The 20,963-nt window shown below is 70.1% G+C and carries 18 protein-coding genes; 9 read left to right on the top strand and 9 right to left on the bottom strand.

From position 1 onward, the window contains the following. Window positions 1-5 precede the first annotated feature (5 nt). Together AC2S9W_RS03890 and AC2S9W_RS03885 are read left to right on the top strand one after the other, a co-directional pair. Window positions 6-440 carry a GtrA family protein gene (locus AC2S9W_RS03890; protein ID WP_486571655.1) on the top strand — a complete coding sequence of 145 codons (435 nt, stop codon included), beginning with the start codon at window positions 6-8 and terminating at the stop codon, window positions 438-440. After that, complete coding sequence (locus AC2S9W_RS03885; protein WP_486571654.1) at window positions 437-2,260, top strand: hypothetical protein; 1,824 nt, start codon at window positions 437-439, stop codon at window positions 2,258-2,260. Before AC2S9W_RS03890 ends, AC2S9W_RS03885 begins: the two co-directional genes overlap by 4 nt. A 21-nt stretch (window positions 2,261-2,281) precedes the next feature. Here AC2S9W_RS03885 and AC2S9W_RS03880 read toward each other — a convergent pair whose 3' ends face one another. From AC2S9W_RS03880 to AC2S9W_RS03870, 3 genes are all read right to left on the bottom strand, one after another. Continuing rightward, window positions 2,282-3,538 (bottom strand): cytochrome P450, encoded by a 1,257-nt coding sequence (locus AC2S9W_RS03880; protein ID WP_067180023.1) that lies wholly within the window; start codon window positions 3,536-3,538, stop codon window positions 2,282-2,284. Window positions 3,539-4,155: 617 nt separating this feature from the next. After that, window positions 4,156-5,394 carry an ABC transporter permease gene (locus AC2S9W_RS03875; RefSeq protein ID WP_067113070.1) on the bottom strand — a complete coding sequence of 413 codons (1,239 nt, stop codon included), beginning with the start codon at window positions 5,392-5,394 and terminating at the stop codon, window positions 4,156-4,158. Further along, window positions 5,391-6,347 carry an ABC transporter ATP-binding protein gene (locus tag AC2S9W_RS03870; protein ID WP_212598075.1) on the bottom strand — a complete coding sequence of 319 codons (957 nt, stop codon included), beginning with the start codon at window positions 6,345-6,347 and terminating at the stop codon, window positions 5,391-5,393. The genes AC2S9W_RS03875 and AC2S9W_RS03870 overlap by 4 nt, the downstream gene beginning before the upstream one ends. A 67-nt stretch (window positions 6,348-6,414) precedes the next feature. On the opposite strand from AC2S9W_RS03870, the gene queG reads away from it, so the two are divergent. Beyond that, on the top strand, window positions 6,415-7,491 hold the full coding sequence (gene queG, locus AC2S9W_RS03865; RefSeq protein WP_212598074.1) for a tRNA epoxyqueuosine(34) reductase QueG: 1,077 nt from the start codon (window positions 6,415-6,417) through the stop codon (window positions 7,489-7,491). On the opposite strand, the gene AC2S9W_RS03860 is transcribed toward queG, so the two are convergent. Together AC2S9W_RS03860 and AC2S9W_RS03855 are read right to left on the bottom strand one after the other, a co-directional pair. Then, the gene (locus tag AC2S9W_RS03860) at window positions 7,488-7,865 is read right to left on the bottom strand and encodes a hypothetical protein (RefSeq protein ID WP_067113076.1); all 378 of its coding nucleotides are present in this window, start codon (window positions 7,863-7,865) and stop codon (window positions 7,488-7,490) included. The genes queG and AC2S9W_RS03860 overlap by 4 nt on opposite strands. Then, window positions 7,862-8,557 (bottom strand): EI24 domain-containing protein, encoded by a 696-nt coding sequence (locus tag AC2S9W_RS03855; protein ID WP_486571653.1) that lies wholly within the window; start codon window positions 8,555-8,557, stop codon window positions 7,862-7,864. The genes AC2S9W_RS03860 and AC2S9W_RS03855 overlap by 4 nt, the downstream gene beginning before the upstream one ends. A 108-nt stretch (window positions 8,558-8,665) precedes the next feature. Here AC2S9W_RS03855 and AC2S9W_RS03850 point away from each other — a divergent pair, with 108 nt between their 5' ends. Continuing rightward, window positions 8,666-9,664: an adenosine kinase gene (locus tag AC2S9W_RS03850; protein WP_067180006.1), complete on the top strand. Its 999-nt coding sequence runs from the start codon at window positions 8,666-8,668 to the stop codon at window positions 9,662-9,664. A 13-nt stretch (window positions 9,665-9,677) separates the two neighbouring features. Here AC2S9W_RS03850 and AC2S9W_RS03845 read toward each other — a convergent pair whose 3' ends face one another. The 3 genes from AC2S9W_RS03845 to tsaD all read right to left on the bottom strand — a co-directional run bounded on the left by AC2S9W_RS03845 (window position 9,678) and on the right by tsaD (window position 13,334). Further along, a complete protein-coding gene (locus tag AC2S9W_RS03845) occupies window positions 9,678-11,219 on the bottom strand; it encodes a lipopolysaccharide biosynthesis protein (RefSeq protein WP_486571652.1) in 1,542 nt (513 codons plus the stop codon). A 91-nt stretch (window positions 11,220-11,310) separates the two neighbouring features. Beyond that, window positions 11,311-12,303 carry an NAD(P)H-dependent glycerol-3-phosphate dehydrogenase gene (locus tag AC2S9W_RS03840; RefSeq protein ID WP_486571651.1) on the bottom strand — a complete coding sequence of 331 codons (993 nt, stop codon included), beginning with the start codon at window positions 12,301-12,303 and terminating at the stop codon, window positions 11,311-11,313. Beyond that, window positions 12,300-13,334 (bottom strand): tRNA (adenosine(37)-N6)-threonylcarbamoyltransferase complex transferase subunit TsaD, encoded by a 1,035-nt coding sequence (tsaD, locus tag AC2S9W_RS03835; RefSeq protein ID WP_212598071.1) that lies wholly within the window; start codon window positions 13,332-13,334, stop codon window positions 12,300-12,302. Before tsaD ends, AC2S9W_RS03840 begins: the two co-directional genes overlap by 4 nt. A gap of 441 nt (window positions 13,335-13,775) precedes the next feature. Here tsaD and hemC point away from each other — a divergent pair, with 441 nt between their 5' ends. From hemC to AC2S9W_RS03815, 4 genes are all read left to right on the top strand, one after another. After that, a complete protein-coding gene (gene hemC / locus AC2S9W_RS03830) occupies window positions 13,776-14,729 on the top strand; it encodes a hydroxymethylbilane synthase (RefSeq protein WP_486571650.1) in 954 nt (317 codons plus the stop codon). After that, window positions 14,726-15,424, top strand: a complete 699-nt coding sequence (locus AC2S9W_RS03825) for a uroporphyrinogen-III synthase (protein ID WP_076073367.1) — start codon at window positions 14,726-14,728, stop codon at window positions 15,422-15,424. Before hemC ends, AC2S9W_RS03825 begins: the two co-directional genes overlap by 4 nt. A 9-nt stretch (window positions 15,425-15,433) precedes the next feature. Beyond that, on the top strand, window positions 15,434-16,348 hold the full coding sequence (locus tag AC2S9W_RS03820; protein ID WP_076073366.1) for a mitofilin family membrane protein: 915 nt from the start codon (window positions 15,434-15,436) through the stop codon (window positions 16,346-16,348). A 68-nt stretch (window positions 16,349-16,416) separates the two neighbouring features. Then, the gene (locus AC2S9W_RS03815) at window positions 16,417-17,541 is read left to right on the top strand and encodes a CaiB/BaiF CoA transferase family protein (protein ID WP_104960196.1); all 1,125 of its coding nucleotides are present in this window, start codon (window positions 16,417-16,419) and stop codon (window positions 17,539-17,541) included. Window positions 17,542-17,595: 54 nt separating this feature from the next. Here the strand turns inward: AC2S9W_RS03815 and AC2S9W_RS03810 are convergent, their stop codons facing one another. Next, a complete protein-coding gene (locus AC2S9W_RS03810; RefSeq protein ID WP_486571649.1) occupies window positions 17,596-19,923 on the bottom strand; it encodes a TonB-dependent receptor in 2,328 nt (775 codons plus the stop codon). Window positions 19,924-20,122: 199 nt separating this feature from the next. Between AC2S9W_RS03810 and AC2S9W_RS03805 the strand changes: the two genes are divergently transcribed. After that, window positions 20,123-20,779 carry a TetR/AcrR family transcriptional regulator gene (locus tag AC2S9W_RS03805; RefSeq protein WP_234002533.1) on the top strand — a complete coding sequence of 219 codons (657 nt, stop codon included), beginning with the start codon at window positions 20,123-20,125 and terminating at the stop codon, window positions 20,777-20,779. Window positions 20,780-20,963 lie beyond the last annotated feature (184 nt).

The following is a 20,963-nucleotide window of genomic DNA, read 5'->3' as shown; positions in this document are numbered from 1 at the left end:
ACGTCATGCCGCAACCGCTCGCCCTTCTGATCGGCGCCGTCCGCCGCGGCGATGCCCGGTGGATCGGCTATCTGTTCGCGAGCGTGCTCGCGCTCGGCTGCGACGCCGGGCTGTTCCTGCTGCTGCTCGGCGCCGGGCTCGAACCGGTGGCGGCCTCGGCGCTCGGCTACGGTCTCGGGATCGCGGTGCACTGGCTGGTGTCGAGCCGCCTCGTCTTCGCCGACAGCGCCGCGGCGCGCGGGACCGGCGAGCGACATCGGCAGAAGATGCTGTTCGTCGGCTCGGCGCTGGCCGGCCTCGCCGTCACCACGGCCGTCGTCGGCATCGGCATCGGCTGGGGGCTCGACCCGCGGATCGCAAAACTTGCGGCGATCGCGATCAGTTTCCAGACGACCTATCTGCTGCGCCGGCACATCGTCTTCCGTCCGGGCCGCGCATGAACGCGGACGATCGCCGGCCACGCTTCGGAAACTGGCTGACGCCGGTCCGGTTCGCGCTGCTCCTCTGGGCGCTCGCGCACGCCATGATCTTCGCAAACCACTGGCCAGAAACCACAGCCCTCCTCCTCGGCGACACCGACGATGCGATGCGGATGGTCCAAGTATGCGACCTCATCGCCGGACAAAACTGGTGGGATCTCACCCAACATCGCATAAATCCAGCGGGCGGCGGGGTACTGATGCACTGGTCGCGGATCGTTGACATTCCGCTCGCGGGCGGAATTCTGTTGCTCAGGCCCCTGATCGGCCAGCCCCTTGCTGAACAGGTAGTGATGGCGCTGTGGCCACCGCTGCTGCTCAGCACACTGTTCATCGCCGTCTCGCTCGGCTTTCGAGGCCTGTCGGACTGGCGCATTGCTTGGGCCGCGCCCTTATACCTGATCTTCTGCATCTATATCATCGCGCAATTCCGCCCGTTGCGCATCGATCATCACGGCTGGCAGATTCTTCTCGCGATGCTGATCCTCTGGCACGCCCTGCGTCCCGCGAGTCGTAGCGCAGGGCTGTTCGGAGGGTTGTTTGCGGCGATGCTGCTTGCGGTGTCGATTGAGGGGGGGGTGTTTGCGGGGTGTTTTGCGGCGATCGTGGCGTTGCGCTGGGCGCTGGGCGGGGGTGCGGCCGAGCGGGCGCGGCTGATCGGTTACATGACGGGGCTCGCCGGCGGTGCGGTCCTGCTCCAGTTCGCGACGCGCGGGCCCGCCGGCCTTGTCGGACGCTGGTGCGATTCGCTGTCGGCGCCCTATCTGGTGGCGCTTGCCGTCGCGGCCGCAGGCACCGCCGGCGTCGTCGCGCTGCGACCGGAGCGGCGCATCGTGCGTTTCCTGCTGCTCGGGGCCGTCGCGGCCCTCGCAGCGGCCGCGCTGGTCGGCACGGCGCCGGAATGCGCGCGCGGTCCCTTCGCCACGCTCGACCCGATCGTCGTCCAATATTGGTACCGCACCGTCCTCGAAGGCCAGCCCGTCTGGGCGTCGGGCGGACAAAGCATCGTCTTCGTCGTCGTGCCGTCGCTGCTCGGGCTCGTCGGGACGCTGCTCGCCTGGCGCAGCGCACGCACCGCGGCGGAACGCCGCGACTGGATCACCATCGCCATCGCGCTGACCGCCGCCGCGCTGCTGTCGCTGCTGGTGCTGCGCAGCGTATCGACGGCGCATCTTTTCGCCTTGCCCGGCTGCGCCTGGATCGGCCTGCGCATATGGGACCGCGCGCGGGCGCTGCGCGCGATGCCGCTGCGGCTGGCGGCCTCGGCGCTCGCGATCTTCAGCCTGCCGCTCTTCGCCAGCATGGCGGTGGCGGTGCCGCTCGCCATGGCCTTTCCCTTCTTTCGGTCCACGGATCAGGGTGTCACGTTCGATTCGGTGGAAGGGGCCTGCCTCGATCCGGCCAATATCGCGGCGCTCGACCGGCTCGACCCGGCGGTGATCCTCGCACCGATCGACCTGGGCGCGCCGCTGCTTTTCTGGACGCACCACAGCGTCGTCGCGACGCCGCATCACCGCAATCGGGAAGCGATGGCCGACACGATCCGCGCCTTCGTCGGCGATCCGGACGCGGCCGAAACGCTGGTCCGCCGACAGCGGGCGACGCTGGTGGTCGTCTGCCGCGGCGCCAATGATTTCGGCCTGTATCGGCGCGGGCGCCGTGACGGGCTCGCCGCGCAGCTTGCGGCCGGGCGGCCGCCCGCCTGGCTCGAACCGCTGCCGATCGGTGCCGGGACCGGGCTCGGCGTCTGGCGCGTCAGGGCGCTGCCGCGTCAGCCGTAGCTCGCGCGGCCGGGCCGGAGGTCAGTAGCGTTCGAGCTCGACCTGCATGTGGCGATAGCCGTGGACGAAGCAGGCATTCACCCGCTCGGGCTCGGCCAGCACGTTGACGCGCAGGCGCCGCTTCTGCATCTCGGAGATCAGCGCAGTGAGCTGAAGTTCGGCGACGCGGGCGCCGACGCAGCGATGGATGCCGTAACCGAAAGCCAGATGGCGGCGCGCATTCTCGCGATCGACGATGATCCGGTCGCCGTCGGGAAAGACGCTCTCGTCGCGATTCGCCGAGGCGTACCAGAGCGCGATCTTGTCGCGCTTGCGGATCTGGTGCCCGAACAATTCGGTATCCTCGGTCGCGGTGCGGCGCATGTGCGCGAGCGGGGTCTGCCAGCGCAGGATCTCGTGCATCGCATTGACCGCGAGGTCGGGATCGTGATTCGCCTCGAGCTTCGCGCGTTCCTCGGGGAACTGGTGCAGGCCATAGGCATAGGCCGACATCGAATTGCGCGTCGTATCGTTGCCGCCGACGATGAGCAGGATCAGGTTGCCCATGAATTCCTCGTGGCTCATGTGGCTCATCGCGTCGGACTGGAGCATGATCGAGATCAGGTCGTGCTGCCCCGGATTCTGTGCCTTGCGGTCCCACAGCTCCTTGAAGGCGGCGCCCATTTCATAGGCGATGGCGAGCCGCTGCTGCCGTTCCTCGGCGGTGTTGAAGCTTTCGATGTCGCCCAGCGCGTCGGACCAGGCGGTCAGCTTGTGGCGTTCCTCCCACGGGAAATCGAAGAGGATCGCGAGCATTTGCGTCGTCAGTTCGATCGACAGCTTCTCGACCCAGTCGAACGGCTCGCCGACCGGAAGCGAATCGAGCACGTCGCTGGTGCGCTTCAGCGTATCGGCGCGCATGCGCTCGGTTTCCGAGGGGCCGAAGGCCGGGGCGACGGTGCGGCGCTGCGCGGTATGCTGCGGCGGGTCCATCGCGATGAACATCGGCATCGGGACCTCGCCCTCCTGCAGATGCTCGACGCCGTCCCCCGCGACGGTGATGCCGCCATACTCCCACGAGGAGGAGAATATCTTGGGCAGCGCCTCGACATGCTGGATCGGCTTGTAGGTCGTCACCGACCAATAGGGACCGAACTTCGAATCCTCGCAATAATGGATCGGCGATTCGGCGCGCAGGCGCCGCATCGGTTCCTGCCAGCGATCCTCGCGCCACAATTCGGCGCGGGAGACGTCGAGCGGATTCACGGTTTCGGGGGCTTCGCGGATCACGGTGGCCATGGGGGCAGCTCCTCTCGCGGCCGTCTTCGCGCGGCCGATCGGGTTGCAGAATGCCACTGTTTACAGCTTTGTCAACGACCCTGGGGGAAAGACCCTAGTTGCCTGAATCTGACGTTTGCCCCATCGATCCCGTCATCCCGGGCTTGACCTGGGATCCCGCTTCCTTTCGCGCACGGACGGAGGAAAAGCGGGACCCCGGGTCAAGCCCGGGGTGACGATGAGGACAAAAACTTTGAGTCCACCATATCGGGGTCTGTGGGGGTTCGGGTGCTTGCGGACGCATAGGGGCGTGTCCCCGCGAAGGCGGGGACCCAGTGCGGTGGAACGCAAACCCTGATTTCATACGCTCTGGGCTCCCGCCTTCGCGGGAGCACGTGGTTTTGTTTTGCGAAAAAAACTGAATCTCCACCGGCCATAGAGCATTATATCTGAACCGTTTGCCCCCCGCTTTCGCGGGGGCAGGCTCTGAGCTTGTCGAAGCCTGTCCTGAGCGCCTGCAAGGCAGTCGAAGGGGGCCGTTCTTTCTTTCGCGGACGCAAGAAGAAGGACGGTGCTTCGACAAGCTCAGCACGAACGGCTGAGAGGGTGTGTCAGATTTCACGCACGTCGCGCTAAAGTCAGCGCAGCCGGCGCTTCCAGAATCGCCAGTCGCCGCGCCCGCTGAGCACCCCCGAACGGAAGAGGCGCACCGAAAGATAGACGACGAGCGCGACCCACAGCGCCTGCCAACCGAGCGCGAGCAGGTGGATGCCGCGCGCCTCGTCGGTCGCCGCGCGCGCCGCCATCGCCAGCGGCGAGGAGAAGGGGAATATCTGCGCGAAGGTCGCGAGGCCGCTGCCCGGCGCGCTGGCCCCGGCCGACGACAGGCTGAACATCGCGACCTGGAAGATGGTGATCGGCAGGCTGAGCATCTGGATCTCGCGCACCGTGCCCGCCTGCGAGCCGATCCCCAGGAACACCGCGCCGAGCAGCAGGAAGGCCATGACGAAATAGGCGAAGCCGATGGCGAGGAAGAAGGGCCAGCCGGTCGCCGGCGCGGTCGCCAGCGCCGGGACAGGCGCCGCGCCGGCGGCGGCGAGCGCCGCGGGGTCGAGCCCGGCCGCATAGATCAGCCCGGCCACGACCGCGATCGCCAGCCAGAAGGCGATGAAGAGGATAGCGACCCCCAGCATGCCGAGCAGCTTGCCGAGAAACACGCCTTCGAGCGGCACCGCGGCGGCGAGGATCTCGATCACCTTGTTGCCCTTTTCCTCGGCCAGCGAACTCACCGTCTGTCCGGCGAGCAGCAGGGTCAGGAGGAAGATCACGAACACCGCGGCAAAGCCGATCGATTGTTGAAGCGCGACGCTGGTGCCGCCGCTGGCGAGCGCCTCGAAACGCGGCGTGACGGGCGGTGGCGGGCCTGCCGCGCGGCTGTGCAGCGCCTCGCCGGCGAGCAGCGCCAGATAACGGCCGGCGCTGCCGCCCGCCTCGCGCTCGACGATATGCGGGGCGGCGAGCGCGCCGATCATCACCGCATAGGTATCGCTGCCCTTTTCATGGGCGATCGCGACCGGGTCGGCGTTCGCGGGCGTGGCGGCGCGCAGTTCGAGCGTCGCCGGCGGGCGCGGCATCGCGGCGCGCAGGCGCGCATCGGCGGCGCGCAGCGCTTCGAGATCGGCGGCATCGGCGACCGCGACGATGCGGCCGGTGCCGCGCGCGCTGTCGGCAAGCTGCGACGCGCCCATGCCCCCCGCCAGCCCCATGCCGAGCATGAACAGCGGCGCGAGCAGGAAGAGCAGGAAGGTCGGCGTCGCGACGATCGCCAGAAAGTCGCGCCGCGCAACGACGGTCATCGTGCGAAGGAAGGGGGTCATGCGGCGGCCTCCTCGATCGCCGCATCCTCCGCGTCGGCGTGAAAGCCGGCATCGACCTGACGGACGATGTGGACGAAGGCGTCGTGCAGCGCCGGACGGCTGATCGACAGGCCGGTCACCCCGAACCCGCTCGCGGTGATGCGGGCGAGCAGCGGTTCGACGTCGGCATCGCCGATCGCGAAATGCCACGCCTCGCCATGCGGTTCGGCGGCGGCGGGGAGCAGCGCGCGAATCGCCGATGCCTCGGCCGCGACGCGCGGGGTGTAACGCACCTGCATCGGCAGCAGCGCGCGCGCATCGTCGACGCTGCCCTCGAAGCGCCGCTGCGCGCGCGCGATGATCGCGATCCGGTCGCACAGCCGCTCGGCATGCGCCATCACATGGGTGGAAAAGAGGATCGTCGCGCCGCGCTCCCGCTCGCGCCGCACCAGCGCTTCGAGTCGCTCCTGGTTGACCGGGTCGAGACCGGAGAAAGGCTCGTCGAGTACGATCAGGTCGGGCGCATGGACGATCGAGCCGATGAGCTGGACCATCTGCGCCATGCCCTTCGACATCTTGCGGATCTTTTCGTCGATCACGCGTTCGAGGCCGAGCTCGGCCATGAAGGCGGCGGCGCGGCGGCGCCCCTCGGACCAGTCGAGCCCGCGCAGCGCGCCCATGAAGGCGATGGCTTCGCGCGCCTTCATGCCCGGATAGAGCCCGCGTTCCTCGGGCAGGTAGCCGATGCGGTGGCGCACCGATTGCGGCGTATGGCCGCCGAGCAGCCGGCTGACCCCGGCATCGGGATCGATGATGCCCAGCATCATCCGCAGGCTGGTCGTCTTGCCTGCGCCATTGGGGCCGAGCACGCCGTAGATGCTGCCCGCCGGCACCGCGAGATCGACTCCGTCGACGGCCTTGAACGCGCCGAAATATTTGGTGAGGCCGGTCGCCTCGACGCTGCAATCGCTCAAAATCCGGTCCCCGATCCCAATGCCGCGACACTATGGCATGGCGCGTCGGCTGTCGTATAGGGCCGCAATGGTTTCAGACGCCTTGCCAACGCCCGAAGGACGGCTCGAAGAACGGCTCGAAGCGGTCGCGCGCGCGCACGGCTTCGCGGCGTTCGGCATCGCCGACGCCGGGGCGGCGCCGCAGACCGCCGCGCGGCTGAACGCCTGGCTGGCCGATGGATGCCATGGCGACATGATCTGGATGGAGGGGCGCGCCGCTCAGCGCGGGTCGCCGCGCGGCCTGTGGCCCGAGGTGCGGTCGGTGATCGCGCTCGGGATGAACTATGCCCCCGCCGCCGATCCGCTGGCGCTGGCGGCGCACCCCGATCGCGGGCGCATCTCGGTCTATGCGCAGGGCACCGACTATCATGACGTCGTGAAAAAGGCGCTGAAGGCGGTCGCGCGCTGGCTGGTCGCCGAGGTGCCGGGGGCCGAGGTCAAGGTGTTCGTCGACACCGCGCCGGTGATGGAAAAGCCGCTCGCCGCCGCGGCCGGGCTCGGCTGGCAGGGCAAGCACAGCAATCTGGTCAGCCGCGATCATGGCAGCTGGCTGTTCCTCGGCGCCATCTATACGACGCTGGCGCTTGGGCCCGGCGCGCCGGGGCGCGACCGCTGCGGGCGCTGCCGCGCCTGCCAGGACGCCTGTCCGACGCAGGCCTTTCCGGCGCCCTATCGCGTCGATGCGCGGCGCTGCATTTCCTATCTCACGATCGAGCATGCCGGGCCGATCCCGGTCGCGCTGCGGCGGGCGATCGGCAACCGTGTCTATGGCTGCGACGATTGCCTCGCGGTGTGCCCGTGGAACAAGTTCGCGGACACCGCGCACCGCCACCGCGCCTTCCTGCCGCGCGCCGAGCTGGCGGCGCCGTCGCTCGCCGACCTGCTCGCGCTCGACGATGCGGGGTTCCGGCAGGTGTTCGCGGGGTCGCCGATCAAGCGCATCGGGCGCGACCGCATGGTGCGCAACGCCGCGATCGCGGCGGGCAACAGCGGCGACCCGCGCTTTCGCCCGCGCCTGACCGAACTGACCGGCGATGCCTCGCCCGTGGTCGCCGAGGCGGCGGCGTGGGCGCTGACGGAGCTGTCCGCTGTGTTGACGCCCTAACGTCTCAACGCGCCGATGCAGCCGTCGACATTGGTGTCGCGCCCGTCGGGGGTGCGCGCGTCGACATGGGTGGCGACCGGCGTTGCGCCGACGCGCGGCGGATAATAATAGACGTCGATCGTGCACGCGGATCCGGCGAACTGCAGCTTGCGGCCCGCGCCTTCGGTGACGTCGAGCCGAGGCTTTCCGAACAGGCGGATCGTGCTGTCGGCGTCGCGGCCGACCAGGTTGTTGTTCTGGGTGATGCGCGGCGTGCTTGGCGGAAAGACGGTCGGCGTCGGGGGCGCGGCGGGACGCGGCACCGCGGTGGCGGCGCAGCCGGAGAGCGTGGCGGCGATCGCGGCGGCGGCGAACGGGCGGTGGCTGCGGATCATCCTCGGTCCTTCATGGTCGGCGCCCGCCGGGGCAGGTGGAGCAGGTGGACGGCCATAGCCGCGCTGACGATCGGCGCCAACAGGTTGACGACGGGGACCAGGAAAGATGCGGCGGACAGCAGGCCCGCCGTCCAGCGCGCGCCGCGGTCGAAGCGCGGCCGGTCCGGGTGGCGCGCGAGCACCATCGCCTCGAGATCGCGGCCGAGCAGCAGCGCGTTGACGCCGAGCGCGAGCAGCACCGTCCCGACCCCGGTGACCAGCAGCAGGATGTAGAAGGGCAGCGCGACGAGGTTGCCGCCGATCAGCCGGCCGAGCGAGGCGAGCGCGAGGCGGATGCCGCGGCCCCAGCCGACCGGCACCGCGCGCCCCGCGGCGGCGGGATAGTGGCGCGCCTCGACCTCGGCGACGATCCCGTCGGCGAACAGGCCGACGACGACGATCGCGGCGGCGCGGAACAGCAGCCAGCTCCCGGCGACGAGCAGCAGCACCAGCAGCGCGCTCGCCATGTCGGTGCCGCTTTCGCCGAGCCACCGCCCGTGATCGAGCAGCCGGCGCGCCGCGAACAGGATCGCGGCGCCGGCGGCCACGAAGAGCAGCAGCGTCAGGGCGAGGCTGAGCGCGAGGATGCGCAGCACGCGCGCGTTCGGCAGGTCGCGGAGCGCGAGCAGAAAGGCTTGGACGGCGCGGGCCATGGCGCAGCGATGGCGCGGAGCGGCGGGCCGCGTCAAGAGCCGCGCTTGCCTTGCGCCGTGCAGCCGCTTAAGGCGCGCGCAGTTTTCCCCCGCAAGACAGGATCATCCATGGCCTCCACCGCCCGTTTCGACGTCGTTGCGATCGGCAACGCGATCGTCGACGTCATCGCCCGCGCCGACGACGCGCTGATCGCCGCCGAGGGCCTGGCCAAGGGATCGATGCGGCTGATCGACGCCGCGGAGGCCGCGCGCCTCTATGAAGCGATGGGGCCGGCGGTCGAGATGTCGGGCGGCTCGGCGGCGAACACGCTCGCGGGCATGGCGGCGCTCGGGCGCCGGTGCGCCTTCATCGGGCAGGTCGCCGACGACCAGCTCGGCGGCGTCTTCACGCACGATCTGCGCACACTGGGCGTCGCCTACGACACGCCGCCGCTGGCGGGCGGGGCGCCGACCGCGCGCTGCCTGATCCTCGTCACCCCCGACGGCCAGCGCACGATGAACACCTTCCTCGGCGCCAGCCATCTGCTGGGCCGCGAGATGATCGACGAGGCGCTGATCGCCGCGTCGGACATCCTCTATCTCGAAGGCTATCTGTGGGATCCGCCGCTGTCGCGCGCGGCGATGCGGCGTGCGATCGACGTGGCGCGCGCGGCGGGGGGCAAGGTCGCCTTCACCCTGTCCGACGCCTTCATCATCGACCGCCACGGCGAGGATTTCCGCGCGCTGATCGCCGAGGGGCTGTTCGATATCCTGTTCGCCAACGAGGTCGAGATCTGCGCGCTGGCGGAGGAAACCGACTTCGAGGCCGCGGTCGCGCGCATCGCGCCGCAGGTGCCGCTGCTCGTCGTGACGCGCAGCGAAAAGGGCGCGATCGCGCTGACCGGCGGCGCGCGCACCGAGGTGAAGGCGGAACCGATCGACGCGGTGGTCGACACCACCGGCGCCGGCGACCTGTTCGCCGCGGGCTTCCTCGCCGGCCATGCCGGGGGCCGGCCGGTCGCCGACTGCCTGACGATGGGCGCGGTCTGCGCGCGCGAGATCATCGCGCAGGTCGGCCCGCGCGCGCAGACCGACCTCAAGGCAAAGGTCGCCGAACGCCTGGCATAGGCCCGGGGCCGATTCAGCCGGCGGGCGCTTCCGCCGTCTCAGGGTGCTTGCGGAACAGCGCGCGGTCGGCGGGGCCGAAGCCGCGCGTCCAGATCAGCCAGCCGTAGATGCCGAGGATGAAGGGGATGCCGAACAGCAGTTCGGCCCACTCGGGCAGCTTGGTCGCCCCCCAGCCGAGGATCGCCGCGCCCGCGGTCGCCCAGACGAGCGCCCAGCGCAGGCTGTTGACCGGCGCGTGCAGGATGCGCGCGAGCAGCCACGCCTTGGCGACCGACGCGAAGCCGAGCGCGAGCATCAGCGCGAGCGCGACCGCGGCGGCATAGTGGATCGGGGCGAGGCCCATCGACCGGGCGACGAGGATCAGCGTCACGCTGAGCGCCGCCTGGAGCGCCAGCGTCGCAAGGCTGATCACCAGGTTGCGGTGCCGCGCGACATAGACCAGCGCCGCCTCGCTGACCACCGCGGTCGCGGCGACGACCTCGGCCGCGAGCAGGAAGGCGAGCGCGGTGGTGCCGCTGACGAATTCGGGGCCGACGAGCCCCATCACCGCCTCGCCCGGAATACCGAGCGCGAGCGCGACCCCGGCCTGCGCGGCGATGATCCAGAAACCGACCTGGCTGACCTGCGCGGCGACGGCGCCCAGCCGCTTTTCGGCGAGGTTGCGGGTGATGACGGGGCCGAGGATCGGTTCGAAGCTGGTCTTGAGTTTCTGCGGCAGCGAGGCGACCTGCTGCGCCATGTAATAGATGCCGTAGATGGCGGGCGAGGTGAACTGGCCGAGGATGAAGAGATCGAGCCGCCGCGTGCCCCATTCGATCGCGTCGGCGGCGGCGAGCGGCGCGTTGCGGCGCGCCAGCGAGATGAGCTGCGCAGGGTGCGGCCGCCAGACGCCGGGCCCGCCATAATGGCGAACCATCGGGACGAGCGCGGTGAAGAAGGTCGCGATCATCGCGGCGGCGTAGGAAAGGATCAACCCGTCGCGCAGCGAATAGAAGGCGAAGCCGAACGCCGCGAAGCTGATCACCCACGGCTCGACGACCGAGCGCGCGCGCACCGTCGCGCCGATGTCGTAGCGATAGGCGCAGGCGGCGAGCGCGATGTCGGCGCCGGCGATGGCGAAGACCGTCGTCGCCATCCAGCGATCCCAGCCCGCGACGTCGCCCGCGGGGAACATGAGCTGCGGAAAGGCGAAGAGGATCGCCGAGCCCGCCGCCGAGGCGACGAAGGCGACGAACATGCCGTCCCACACGACGATGCGATGGTCGGCGCCGGGGGCGCTCAGCTGTTCGGCGAGCCCGCGCTTGAGCCCGAGCGTCGCGAGCTGCGCGACCAGTTCGATGACGAGCACGGCGAAGGCGAAGCGCCCGACCGCCTCCGGTCCGTACCAGCGGCCCGCGAAATAGAGGAAGGGCAGCCGCGCGACGAGGCGCAGGAGGAAGCCGAGAAAATTGGTCCGCCCGCCCTTGGCGAGCGCCGCGGCGTCGGCATCGGCCAGCGGCGCAGGCGGCGCGGCCGAATCGGGGGTGCGCGTTGCCGCACTGTCCGTCTGGCTCAAGCCTGGCGCCCCTTCTGCTTTTCCCCGCGCGCCGGTTTAGCGCGCTGCGGCGGGGCAGGCAATTGCGCGCGGCATATCATCGGCGGTGTCCTCACGCGCCTTCGCGTCGCAGCGGGCGGCTGAGCAGGGCCTGAATGGCCTGGGCGACCCCAGTCTCGCCCGCGACCAGCCGCGCGACGGTGTCGGTGATCGGCATGTCGATGCCCCCGGCGCGGGCCGCCTCGGCGATCACCGGCGCGCTGAACGCGCCCTCGGCCACGGTGCGGCGGTCGCGCATCAGGACGGCGGCGCTTTCCCCGCGCCCGAGCCCCTGGCCGAGCGCGAAATTGCGCGAATTGGACGAGGTGCAGGTGAGGACGAGATCGCCGAGCCCGGCCAGTCCCGCGAGCGTTTCGGCCTGGGCGCCGCGCGCGAGGCCGAAGCGCGTCATCTCCGCGAAGCCGCGGCTGATCAGCGCGGCGCGCGCATTCAGCCCCAGCCCGGCCCCATCGACGATGCCGCAGGCGATCGCGAGGATATTCTTGACCGCCCCGCCGATCTCCGCACCGATCATGTCGGTCGAGGCATAGGGGCGGAAATGCGGGCGCGCGAGCGCGCGGGCCAGCGCATCGGCGAGCGCCGGATCGGCCGCGGCCAGCGTGATCGCGGTCGGCAGCCCGGCGGCGACCTCGTGCGCGAAGGTGGGGCCCGAGAGGACGGCGAGCGGTCGTTCGGGAAACAGAGCGTGCGCGATGTCGACCGGAAAGGCGAAGCTGCCCGCCTCCATCCCCTTGCTGCAGAAGATCAGCGGCGCGGTGTCCGTCGGCAGGTCGGCCAGAACGGCGCGCAGATAGGGCACGGGCACGACGACCAGCAGCGCGTCGAGGCCGGCGAGGTCGGCGAGAGCGTCGGTCGCGCGCAGCGACGGCGAGAGCGGCGCGCCGGGCAGGAAGAGCGGATTGCGATGTTCGGCGTTGATCGCCGCCGTCACCTCCGCCTCACGCGCCCACAGCAGCACCGGGGCGCCATCGGCCGCGAGCAATTGTGCGAGCGCGGTCCCCCACGCCCCCCCGCCGACAACGCCGAAGCGGGCGAAGGACGTCATGCCTTCACCCCGGCGCCGCGCACGGCCTCGGCGGCGGGATCGAGCGGCCAGCGCGGGCGCGCGGCGACGTCGAGCGGATCGGTCAGCCCGGCGGCGAAGCGCTCGGCGCCCGCCCAGGCGATCATCGCGCCATTGTCGGTGCACAGCCACAGCGGCGGCGCGACGAAGCGCCTGTCGAAGCGGTGCGCGAGGTCGGCGAGCGCGGTGCGGATCGCGCCGTTGGCGGCGACGCCCCCCGCGACGACGAAGGCGGTGGCCCCGGGACAGGCAGCGAGCGCGATGCGGCTGCGGTCGACGAGGCAGTCGACGACCGCCTGCTGGAAGGAGGCGGCGAGGTCGGCGGTGCGATGCTCGCCCGAGGCCGCCGCGCGCGCGACCGCGCTCTTGAGCCCGGCGAAGGAGAAATGCGGCTCGGCGCTGCCGACGAGCGGACGCGGCAGCGGCACCGCGTGGGGGTCGCCGTCCCGCGCGATGCGTTCGACCGCCGGTCCGCCCGGATAGCCGAGCCCGAGCAGCTTCGCGGTCTTGTCGAACGCCTCGCCCGCCGCATCGTCGATCGTCGTCGCGAGGCGGCGATAGGCCCCGACGCCCTCGACGAGCAGCAGCTGGCAATGGCCGCCCGAGACGAGCAGCAGCAGATAGGGAAAGGCCAGCTCCGCATCGGTGAGGCGCGGGCTGAGCGCGTGGCCTTCGAGATGATTGACCGCGATCAGCGGCTTGCCCGCCGCGTGCGCGAGCGCCTTGCCGGTGACGAGCCCGACCATCACCCCGCCGATCAGGCCGGGACCGGCGGTCGCGGCGATCGCGTCGACGTCCGCCAGCGCGAGCCCCGCATCGGCGAGCACGGCTTCGACGAGCGGGGCGAGGCGGTCGACATGCGCGCGCGCCGCGATCTCCGGCACCACGCCGCCATAGGGGCGATGCTCGGCCTCCTGCCCGGCGACGCGATGCGCGAGGATGCGGCGGTTCGTGTCCACCAGGGCGGCCGCGGTTTCGTCGCAGCTCGATTCGAGGCCGAGGATCAGGGTCATATTGCTGCGCAACCCATACCCGCCCCTTTATCGGCAGGGCAAGCCGCGCCAGACCGATGACTTTGGATTGGCTCTACTTCGTCATTGCGGGCCCCGGACTGATCCGGGGGAAGCAATCCAGAGCGGTTTGCGCCTGCTCTGGATTGCCGCGCGGCTTCGCCGCTCGCAATGACGAATCCTTCTAATGCCATCATGGTCTATGGCCTGTGGGGATTCCGCTTTTTCGCAAAACAAAACCGCGTGCTCCCGCGAAGGCGGGAGCCCAGAGCGGAGGAAATCGGGGTTTGCGTTCCACCGCACCGGGTCCCCGCCTTCGCGGGGGCACGCCCCTATGCGTCCGCTCCGGGTGACTGGACTCTGATGATTTTGGATTGACCCTCTTCGTCATTCGCCGCTCGCAATGACGTTTCCATTCGATGTCATCATGGTCTAGCAGGCCGCATGACTTCGATCCCGCTTCCCACGCCCGCCAGCCCGCTGCGTATCGGCACCCGCGCCTCGCCGCTCGCGATGGCGCAGGCGAATCTCGCGGCGGCGGCGCTCGTCGCGGCGCACGGCCTCGACCCGCGCGCGCTCGAAATCCTGCCGATGACGGCGACCGGCGACAAGATTCAGGACCGCGCGCTGGCCGAGGTCGGGGGCAAGGCGCTGTGGACGCGCGAACTCGACATCGCGCTCGACGCGAAGATCATCGACATGGCGGTGCATTCGCTCAAGGATGTCGAAACGCTGCGCGACGACCGCTTCTTCCTCGCCGCGATGCTCGAACGCGCCGATCCGCGCGACCGGATGGTGGTGCCCGACGGCGGCACCGCGCGGACGATCGCCGACCTGCCGCGCGGCGCGCGGCTGGGGACGAGCAGCCCGCGCCGCGCGGCGCAGGTGCGGCGTATCCGGCCCGACCTCGAAACCCCGCTGCTGCGCGGCAATGTCGCGACGCGGCTCGCCAAGCTCGCGGCGGGCGATGCCGATGCGACGCTGCTCGCCGCGGCGGGACTCGCGCGGCTCGGCATGGACGCGGTCGGGACGGCGCAGCCGATCGACCTGCTGCTGCCCGCCGCCTCGCAAGGCGCGATCGGCATCGAATGCCGGGCGGAGGATGCCCCGCTGCGCGCGCTGATCGCCGCCGTCGATCATGCGCCGACGCATGCCGCGGTCGCCGCGGAGCGCGCGTTCCTTGCCGCGCTGGGCGGGGACTGCCGCTCGCCGGTCGCGGCGCATGCGCGCTGGCTGGACGATGGCGCGCTGCGCCTCGATGCCGAAATCTATTCGGAGGACGGCGCCGATCATGTCGCGGGCTGGACGCAGGTGGCCGGCCCCGCCGACGCCGCGACGCTGGCGCGGCGCCTGCTCGACGAGGCGCCCGATGCGGTGCGGCGGCTGTTCGCGGCATGACGGCCGCGCTGCCGCTGCTGGTGACGCGCGCCGACCCCGGCGGTGCGGCGACCGTGGCGCGCGCGCGGGCGATGGGGCTCGACGCGCGGCACCTGCCGCTGTTCGCGGCGCGCGCGCTGGGCTGGACGGTGCCCGATCCGGACGATTTCGACGCGCTGCTGGTGACGAGCGCGCAGGCGATGCGGCTGGCGGGGCCCGGGCTGGCGCGGCTTGCCGCGCTGCCGGTGCACGCGGTGGGGGCGCCCTCGGCCGCCGCGGCGACGGCGGCGGGCCTGCACGTCGCGGTCACGGGGGACAGTGACGGGCAGACGCTGATCGATGCCATGCCGTCACGGGGCGCCCGGCGCGTGCTGTGGCTGTGCGGGCGCGATCATTCGCCGCTGGTCGCCGGTGCGACCGTGCTGACGCCGCTTCCCTGCTATGCCGTCGATCCGGTCGATCCGCCGTCCGAATGGGCGGCGCTGATCGAAAGGCCCGCGGTGCTGCTCGCCTATTCGGGGCGCGCGGCCGCGCGAATCGCGGCGCTGACCGGGGGCGCGCGCGATCATCTGGCGCTGGTCGCGATCAGCGAATCGGTCGCTGCGCGCGCGGGCCGGGGATGGCGCGCGGTTTCACTCGCCGCGCGGCCCGATGACGCCGCGATGTTGGCAGAGGCGCATGCTTTGTGCCACAAGGGCGCGCACAGGGTCGTCTGAAAGAAGAATATGGCAATCGACAGCGACAAAATGGCGCGCGCCGAACCGAGTGTCCAGGGCCGGGGGCCGTCGTTGCGGATGCTCGCGATCGGGGCGCTCCTGCTGCTGCTGATCGGCCTGGTCGGCGGCGGCTGGGCGATGAGCCGGCTGATGACCGGCCGGCAGGCGCCGCCGGTGGCGAAGGTCCTCGAAGCGCCCGTTCCCGGCGGCGTGCCGGTGGCGGGCGGCGCCGACGAGGCGGCTGCGCCGGCTGCGGCGGCGAGCCAGCCGGCGCTCGTCGTCGCGCCGGTCGACGGCGCCAATGCGCTCGCGGCGCGGGTCGCCGAACTCGAACAAAGACTGTCGCGCATCACGATCGAGGCGGCGTCGGCGTCGGGCAACGCCTCGCGCGCGGAGGGGCTGCTCGTCGCCTTCGCGGTGCGCCGCGCGCTCGATCGCGGCCTGTCGCTCGGCTATCTCGACGCGCAGCTGCGCCTGCGCTTCGGCGACGATCAGCCCAATGCGGTCAAGACGATCATCGACACCTCGCGCGATCCGATCACGCTCGAACAGCTGCGCAGCGACCTCGACGGTCTGGCGCCGCAGCTCGTCGGGCGGAGCGACGGCAACGGCAATCTGTGGACCGGCATCAAGCGCGAGTTCGGCGAACTGTTCGTCGTGCGGCCGGCGGGCAGCCAGTCGACGCGCGCGTCGGAACGGCTCGACCGGGCGCGCCGCTATCTGGCGGGCGGGCAGGTGGACAAGGCGATCGAAGAGGTGCAGGCGCTGCCCGGTGCCGAGGCGGCGACCGAGTGGCTGATCGACGCGCGCCGCTATCACGAGGCGCGCCGCGCGCTCGACCTGATCGAAACCGCGGCGATATTGGAGCCGCGCGACGGCCAGGCCGCCGCGATGGTCCGCAAGCAGGCCGAAACCACGCCCTAGGATTTCCGGGCCGCACTCCAAAGGAACATCGCCATGGCTCTCGCCGACCCGCAGCGCTTTTTCCCGGGATGAGGCCGCTGGAAGGTCTGCGCGTCGTCGAGCTGGCGCGCGTGCTCGCGGGGCCGTGGTGCGGGCAATTGCTCGCCGACCTCGGCGCCGAGGTGGTCAAGGTCGAGCGGCCGGTCGCGGGCGACGACACCCGCCACTGGGGGCCGCCCTTCGTCACGGACGAGGACGGCGCGAATCTGGGCGCCGCTTATTATCACAGCTGCAACCGCGGCAAGCGCAGCGTCGCGATCGACATCGCGACCGCGCAGGGACAGGCCGAGGTGCGCGCGCTGCTCGCCGACGCCGATGTCGTGATCGAGAATTACAAGGTCGGCGGGCTGGTCAAATATGGGCTCGATCCCGCGCGGCTGCGCGCCGATTTCCCGCGCCTGATCGTCTGTTCGATCACCGGCTTCGGCCAGACCGGTCCCTACGCGCACCGCGCCGGCTACGACTTCATCGTCCAGGCGATGAGCGGTTTCATGTCGCTGACCGGCGAACCCGACGGAGCGCCGCAGAAGGCGGGGATCGCCTATGCCGACATCTTCACCGGCATGTATGCGACGGTCGCGATCCTCGCGGCGCTGCGGCGCCGTGACGTCACCGGCGCGGGCGCGCATGTCGATATGGCCTTGCTCGACGCGCAGGTCGCGGTGCTCGCGAACCAGGCCGCCAATTATCTGGCGAGCGGCGTGGCGCCGAAGCGCATGGGCAACGGCCACGCCAATGTCGTGCCCTATCAGGCGTTCGCGACCGCCGACGGCCAGCTCGTCGTCGCGGTCGGCAACGACGGGCAGTATCGCAAGCTCTGCGCGATCCTGGGCGAGCCGCAATGGGGCGACGACCCGCGCTTCGCGACCAACGCGGCACGGCTGGCCAACCGCGCCGAGCTGATCCCGCTGCTCGCGGCGAAGATCGCGACCTGGGAAGGCCAGCCGCTGTCGCTCGCGCTCGAGGCCGAAGGCGTGCCCGCCGGGCCGATCAACGACCTCGCCGGCGTCTTCGCCGACCCGCAGGTGATCGCGCGCGGGATGCGCTTCCGCCCCGAAGGCGCATCGATCGACGGCGTCGCGAGCCCGATCGTCATCGACGGCGAACGCATGGTCGCCGCGACCGCCGCGCCGCCGCTCGGCGGACACCCATAGAAAAAGGGGCGCCGCTACGGACGCCCCTTTCCCCCTTTTTGACGGTGCGGCGGGTCAGAATTTGACCGTGCCGGTGACGAAGACCTGCCGTGGGTTGCCGTAGAAGGCGGTCAGCACGCCCTCGTCGCCCAGCGTCGAGACGCCGGCGGCGTTCTGATAATTATAGCCCGAGGTGATATAGCGCTTGTCGGTCAGATTCTTGCCGTGCAGCCCGATCGAATAATCGCCGCCGTCGGCGGTCCAGACGAGGCTTGCGTCCCACAGCACATAGCCGGGCTGGTCGAGCGCCGGGATCGGCACCTCGAACTGATGCGTCTTGCTGCGATAGGTGAGGCCGGTCGAGGCATCGACCATGCCACCCATCGCGGGGATGCCCGCCGCGAGCGAGCCCATCGCCGTCCATTTGGGCGTGTTCTGGAACGTGCGCTGGTTGGCGACATCGTCGCCGGTGGGGCCGATGAAGCGCTTGTACTTGGCGTCGATATAGCCGAACCCGCCGTTGAAGCGGAAGGTCGAGCCGGCACCCGCGAAATCGCGCGCGAGGATGGCGTTCGCCTCGGCCTCGATGCCCTGAAGCCGCGCCTTCGCGGCATTGGTGGTGATGCCGCAGAAGGTCTGTACCCCGCCGACGGTGCAGCCCACCGAGCCGGGAATCTGCACATCCTTATAGTCCATGTAGAATCCGGCAAGGCTGAGCGTCAGGCGGCGGTCGAGCAGCGAGCCCTTGTAGCCGATTTCGTAGCTGTCGACCTTTTCGGGATCGAAGGCGAGGAAGTTGTAGATATCCTCATAGGTGCGGCCCGCCGAAGGGTTGCTGATCGGCGCCGACGTGCCCGATCCGCGCGGGTCGAAGCCGCCGCCCTTGAAGCCCTTCGAATAGGAGGCGTAGATCATGTTGTCGGCGTCGGGCTTGAAGCTCAGCGAAGCGCGCGGGGTGAATTCCTTGAACGTGCGCTCGCCCCGGAAATCGGTCGCGACCGCGATCGCGATCGGGTCGAGCGTGCCGCCGAATTCGGGCGACAGGCCGGTGATCCGGTTCGCCTTGTAGATGAAGGCATGGCGCTTGTCGTTCGTATAGCGGCCGCCGACCGACAGGCTGAGCTGGTCGGTGAAGTCGATGGTGGCGTCGCCGAACACCGACCAGGTGTTCGTCCGCACGTCGCCCGCCGTGTAGCCGTTGAGGCCGGGAAGCCCATAGAGGCGGTCGCCGGACAGCCCCAGCAGCACGTCGAACGAGGTCGCCGCCTTGGCATCGAGATAATAGAAGCCGACGAGGCCGTGCAGCCGGTCGCCCTCATAGAGAAGCTGGAATTCCTGGCTGAGCTGCTCGTTGCGATAGACGGCGGGCACGTCGACGTCGACCGACGGCAGCGCGTCGAAATCGATCGGCGTGAAGCTGGTGTCCTTGCGCCACGCGCTGATCGACCGCAGCGTCACCGTGTCGCCGAGTTCGGCCGAGACGTTCATCGCAAGGCCATAGGCCTTGACGTCCTGCCTGGGGTCGTTGAGCCCGGCGCGCGTGTCGTAGACATTGTCGAGCACCGGCGCGCCCGAGACGAGCCCGGGGATCAGGCGGTGGCCGTTACGCGGATCGGACTTGTCGCGCGTGTAGTCGCCCGAGATGCGGATGAGCACCGGCGCGCCGTTGCCGCCCATTTCGACCGTCGCGCGGCCGGCCCAGACGTCCTTGTTGTAGTTTTCCAGCCCCTTGATGTTCAGATTGTCGCCGAAGCCGCCGCGCGACAGGCGCGCGACCGAGCCGCCGACGCGGACGATGTCGCTGATCGGCGCGCTTGCGGTGACGACGAGGTCGGCCTGCTTGTAGGTGCCCAGCGTGCCGCGGATGCGCAGCTCGGGCGAATCGGGGTTGAGCGCGCGCGTCACATATTTGACGGCGCCGCCGATCGTGTTGCGGCCATAGAGCGTGCCCTGCGGACCGCGCAGCACCTCGATCCGCTCGACGTCATAGATGTCGAGAACCGCGCCCTGCGGCCGGTTCAGATAGACGTCGTCGAGATAGATGCCGATGCCCGCCTCGAACCCCGGCACCGGGTCCTGCTGGCCGACGCCGCGGATGAAGGCGGTGAGCGTCGAATTGGTGCCGCGCGAATTTTCCAGCGTCGTGTTGGGCGCCATGTTGGCGACGTCGGTGATGTCGATCGCCCCGGCCTTGGACAGCGTGTCCGCCGACAGCGCGGTGACGGCGATCGGCACGTCGATCAGCCGTTCGTCGCGGCGGCGCGCGGTGACGATGATTTCGGCGCTGTCGTCGTTGCTCGCGCCTTCGTCCTGCTGCGCGAAGGCGGCGGGGGTGAAGGCGAGCAGCGACAGCGCGCTGGTCGCGCAGATAGCAGTGCGGAGGCGGCGGGCGAACGGACGCATGTGACTCTCCCATGGACGGACGGCCCCTTGCCGTCCGTTTGATTTTTCGGGGCTGGCGCTTGCCAAGCCGCGAGCCACCCAATAATGAAAGTTGAACCGGGTTTCAACTTTGAACTTCAGCCCCGGTTTTTTTGCTTGTCAGCGATGCATAAAAGCCACGATGCAGAAAGGCCGGAGAATGGGGAGATGGAAGGCAGTCATGGATCGGGCGCAGACGGCGGGAGCCGAAGCCGGCAATCCGGATAACCCGGCCAATCCGGGCAATCCGGATAAGGCGCCGCGCACCGAGCGCGGCCGGCGCACGCTGCGCAAGCTGCTCGACGCTGCGGCGGTCGAGTTCGGCGAGCGCGGTTTTCACGACGCGTCGATCAGCGGCATCACCCGCCGCGCGGGAACCGCGCTCGGTAGCTTCTACACCTATTTCGATTCGAAGGAGGAGATCTTCCAGGCGCTCGTCCGTTACATGAGTGAGCAATTGCGCGATCATGTCACGCCGATCGTCCAGGCCGCGCCCGACGAGATCGCCGCCGAGCGCATCGGCCTCGAATCCTTCCTCGGCTTCGTGCGCGAGCATCGGGAAATCTATCGCATCATCGACGAGGCGGAGTTCGTCGATTACGCCAGTTACCGCCGCCACTATGAAACGACGGTCGAGCGTATCCGCCAGCGGCTGGCGAGCGGCGCGGCGCGCGGCGAGATTCGCGCCGACGCCGGCGAGGTCGCCGCCTGGGCGATCGCCGGCATGAACGTCTTCCTCGGCATGCGCTATGGCCTGTGGGACGCCGACGCCGATATCGAGGCGGTCGCGCGGACCGCGAACGACCTGCTGGCGAACGGGCTGGCGAAGCGCGATTGACGCGCCGGCGCGGTCCGCGCGCGGCGCATCCTTTAAGGCCTGTGGGGATTCGGCGTTCGGCACGCTGCCTCATCGATTCGTCATGCTGAACTTGTTTCAGCATCCATGGCCGGACCTTCCCTTTTGCGCCGCCTTTCAGACGAGGGCGGACCATGCCCCCCCGATCGGGTCCGGGGGCAGGCTC

Source organism: Sphingopyxis sp. 550B (genome assembly GCF_057401805.1).
The sequence above is the reverse complement of the archived record's forward strand: the minus strand, read 5'-3'. Positions and strand labels throughout refer to the sequence as shown.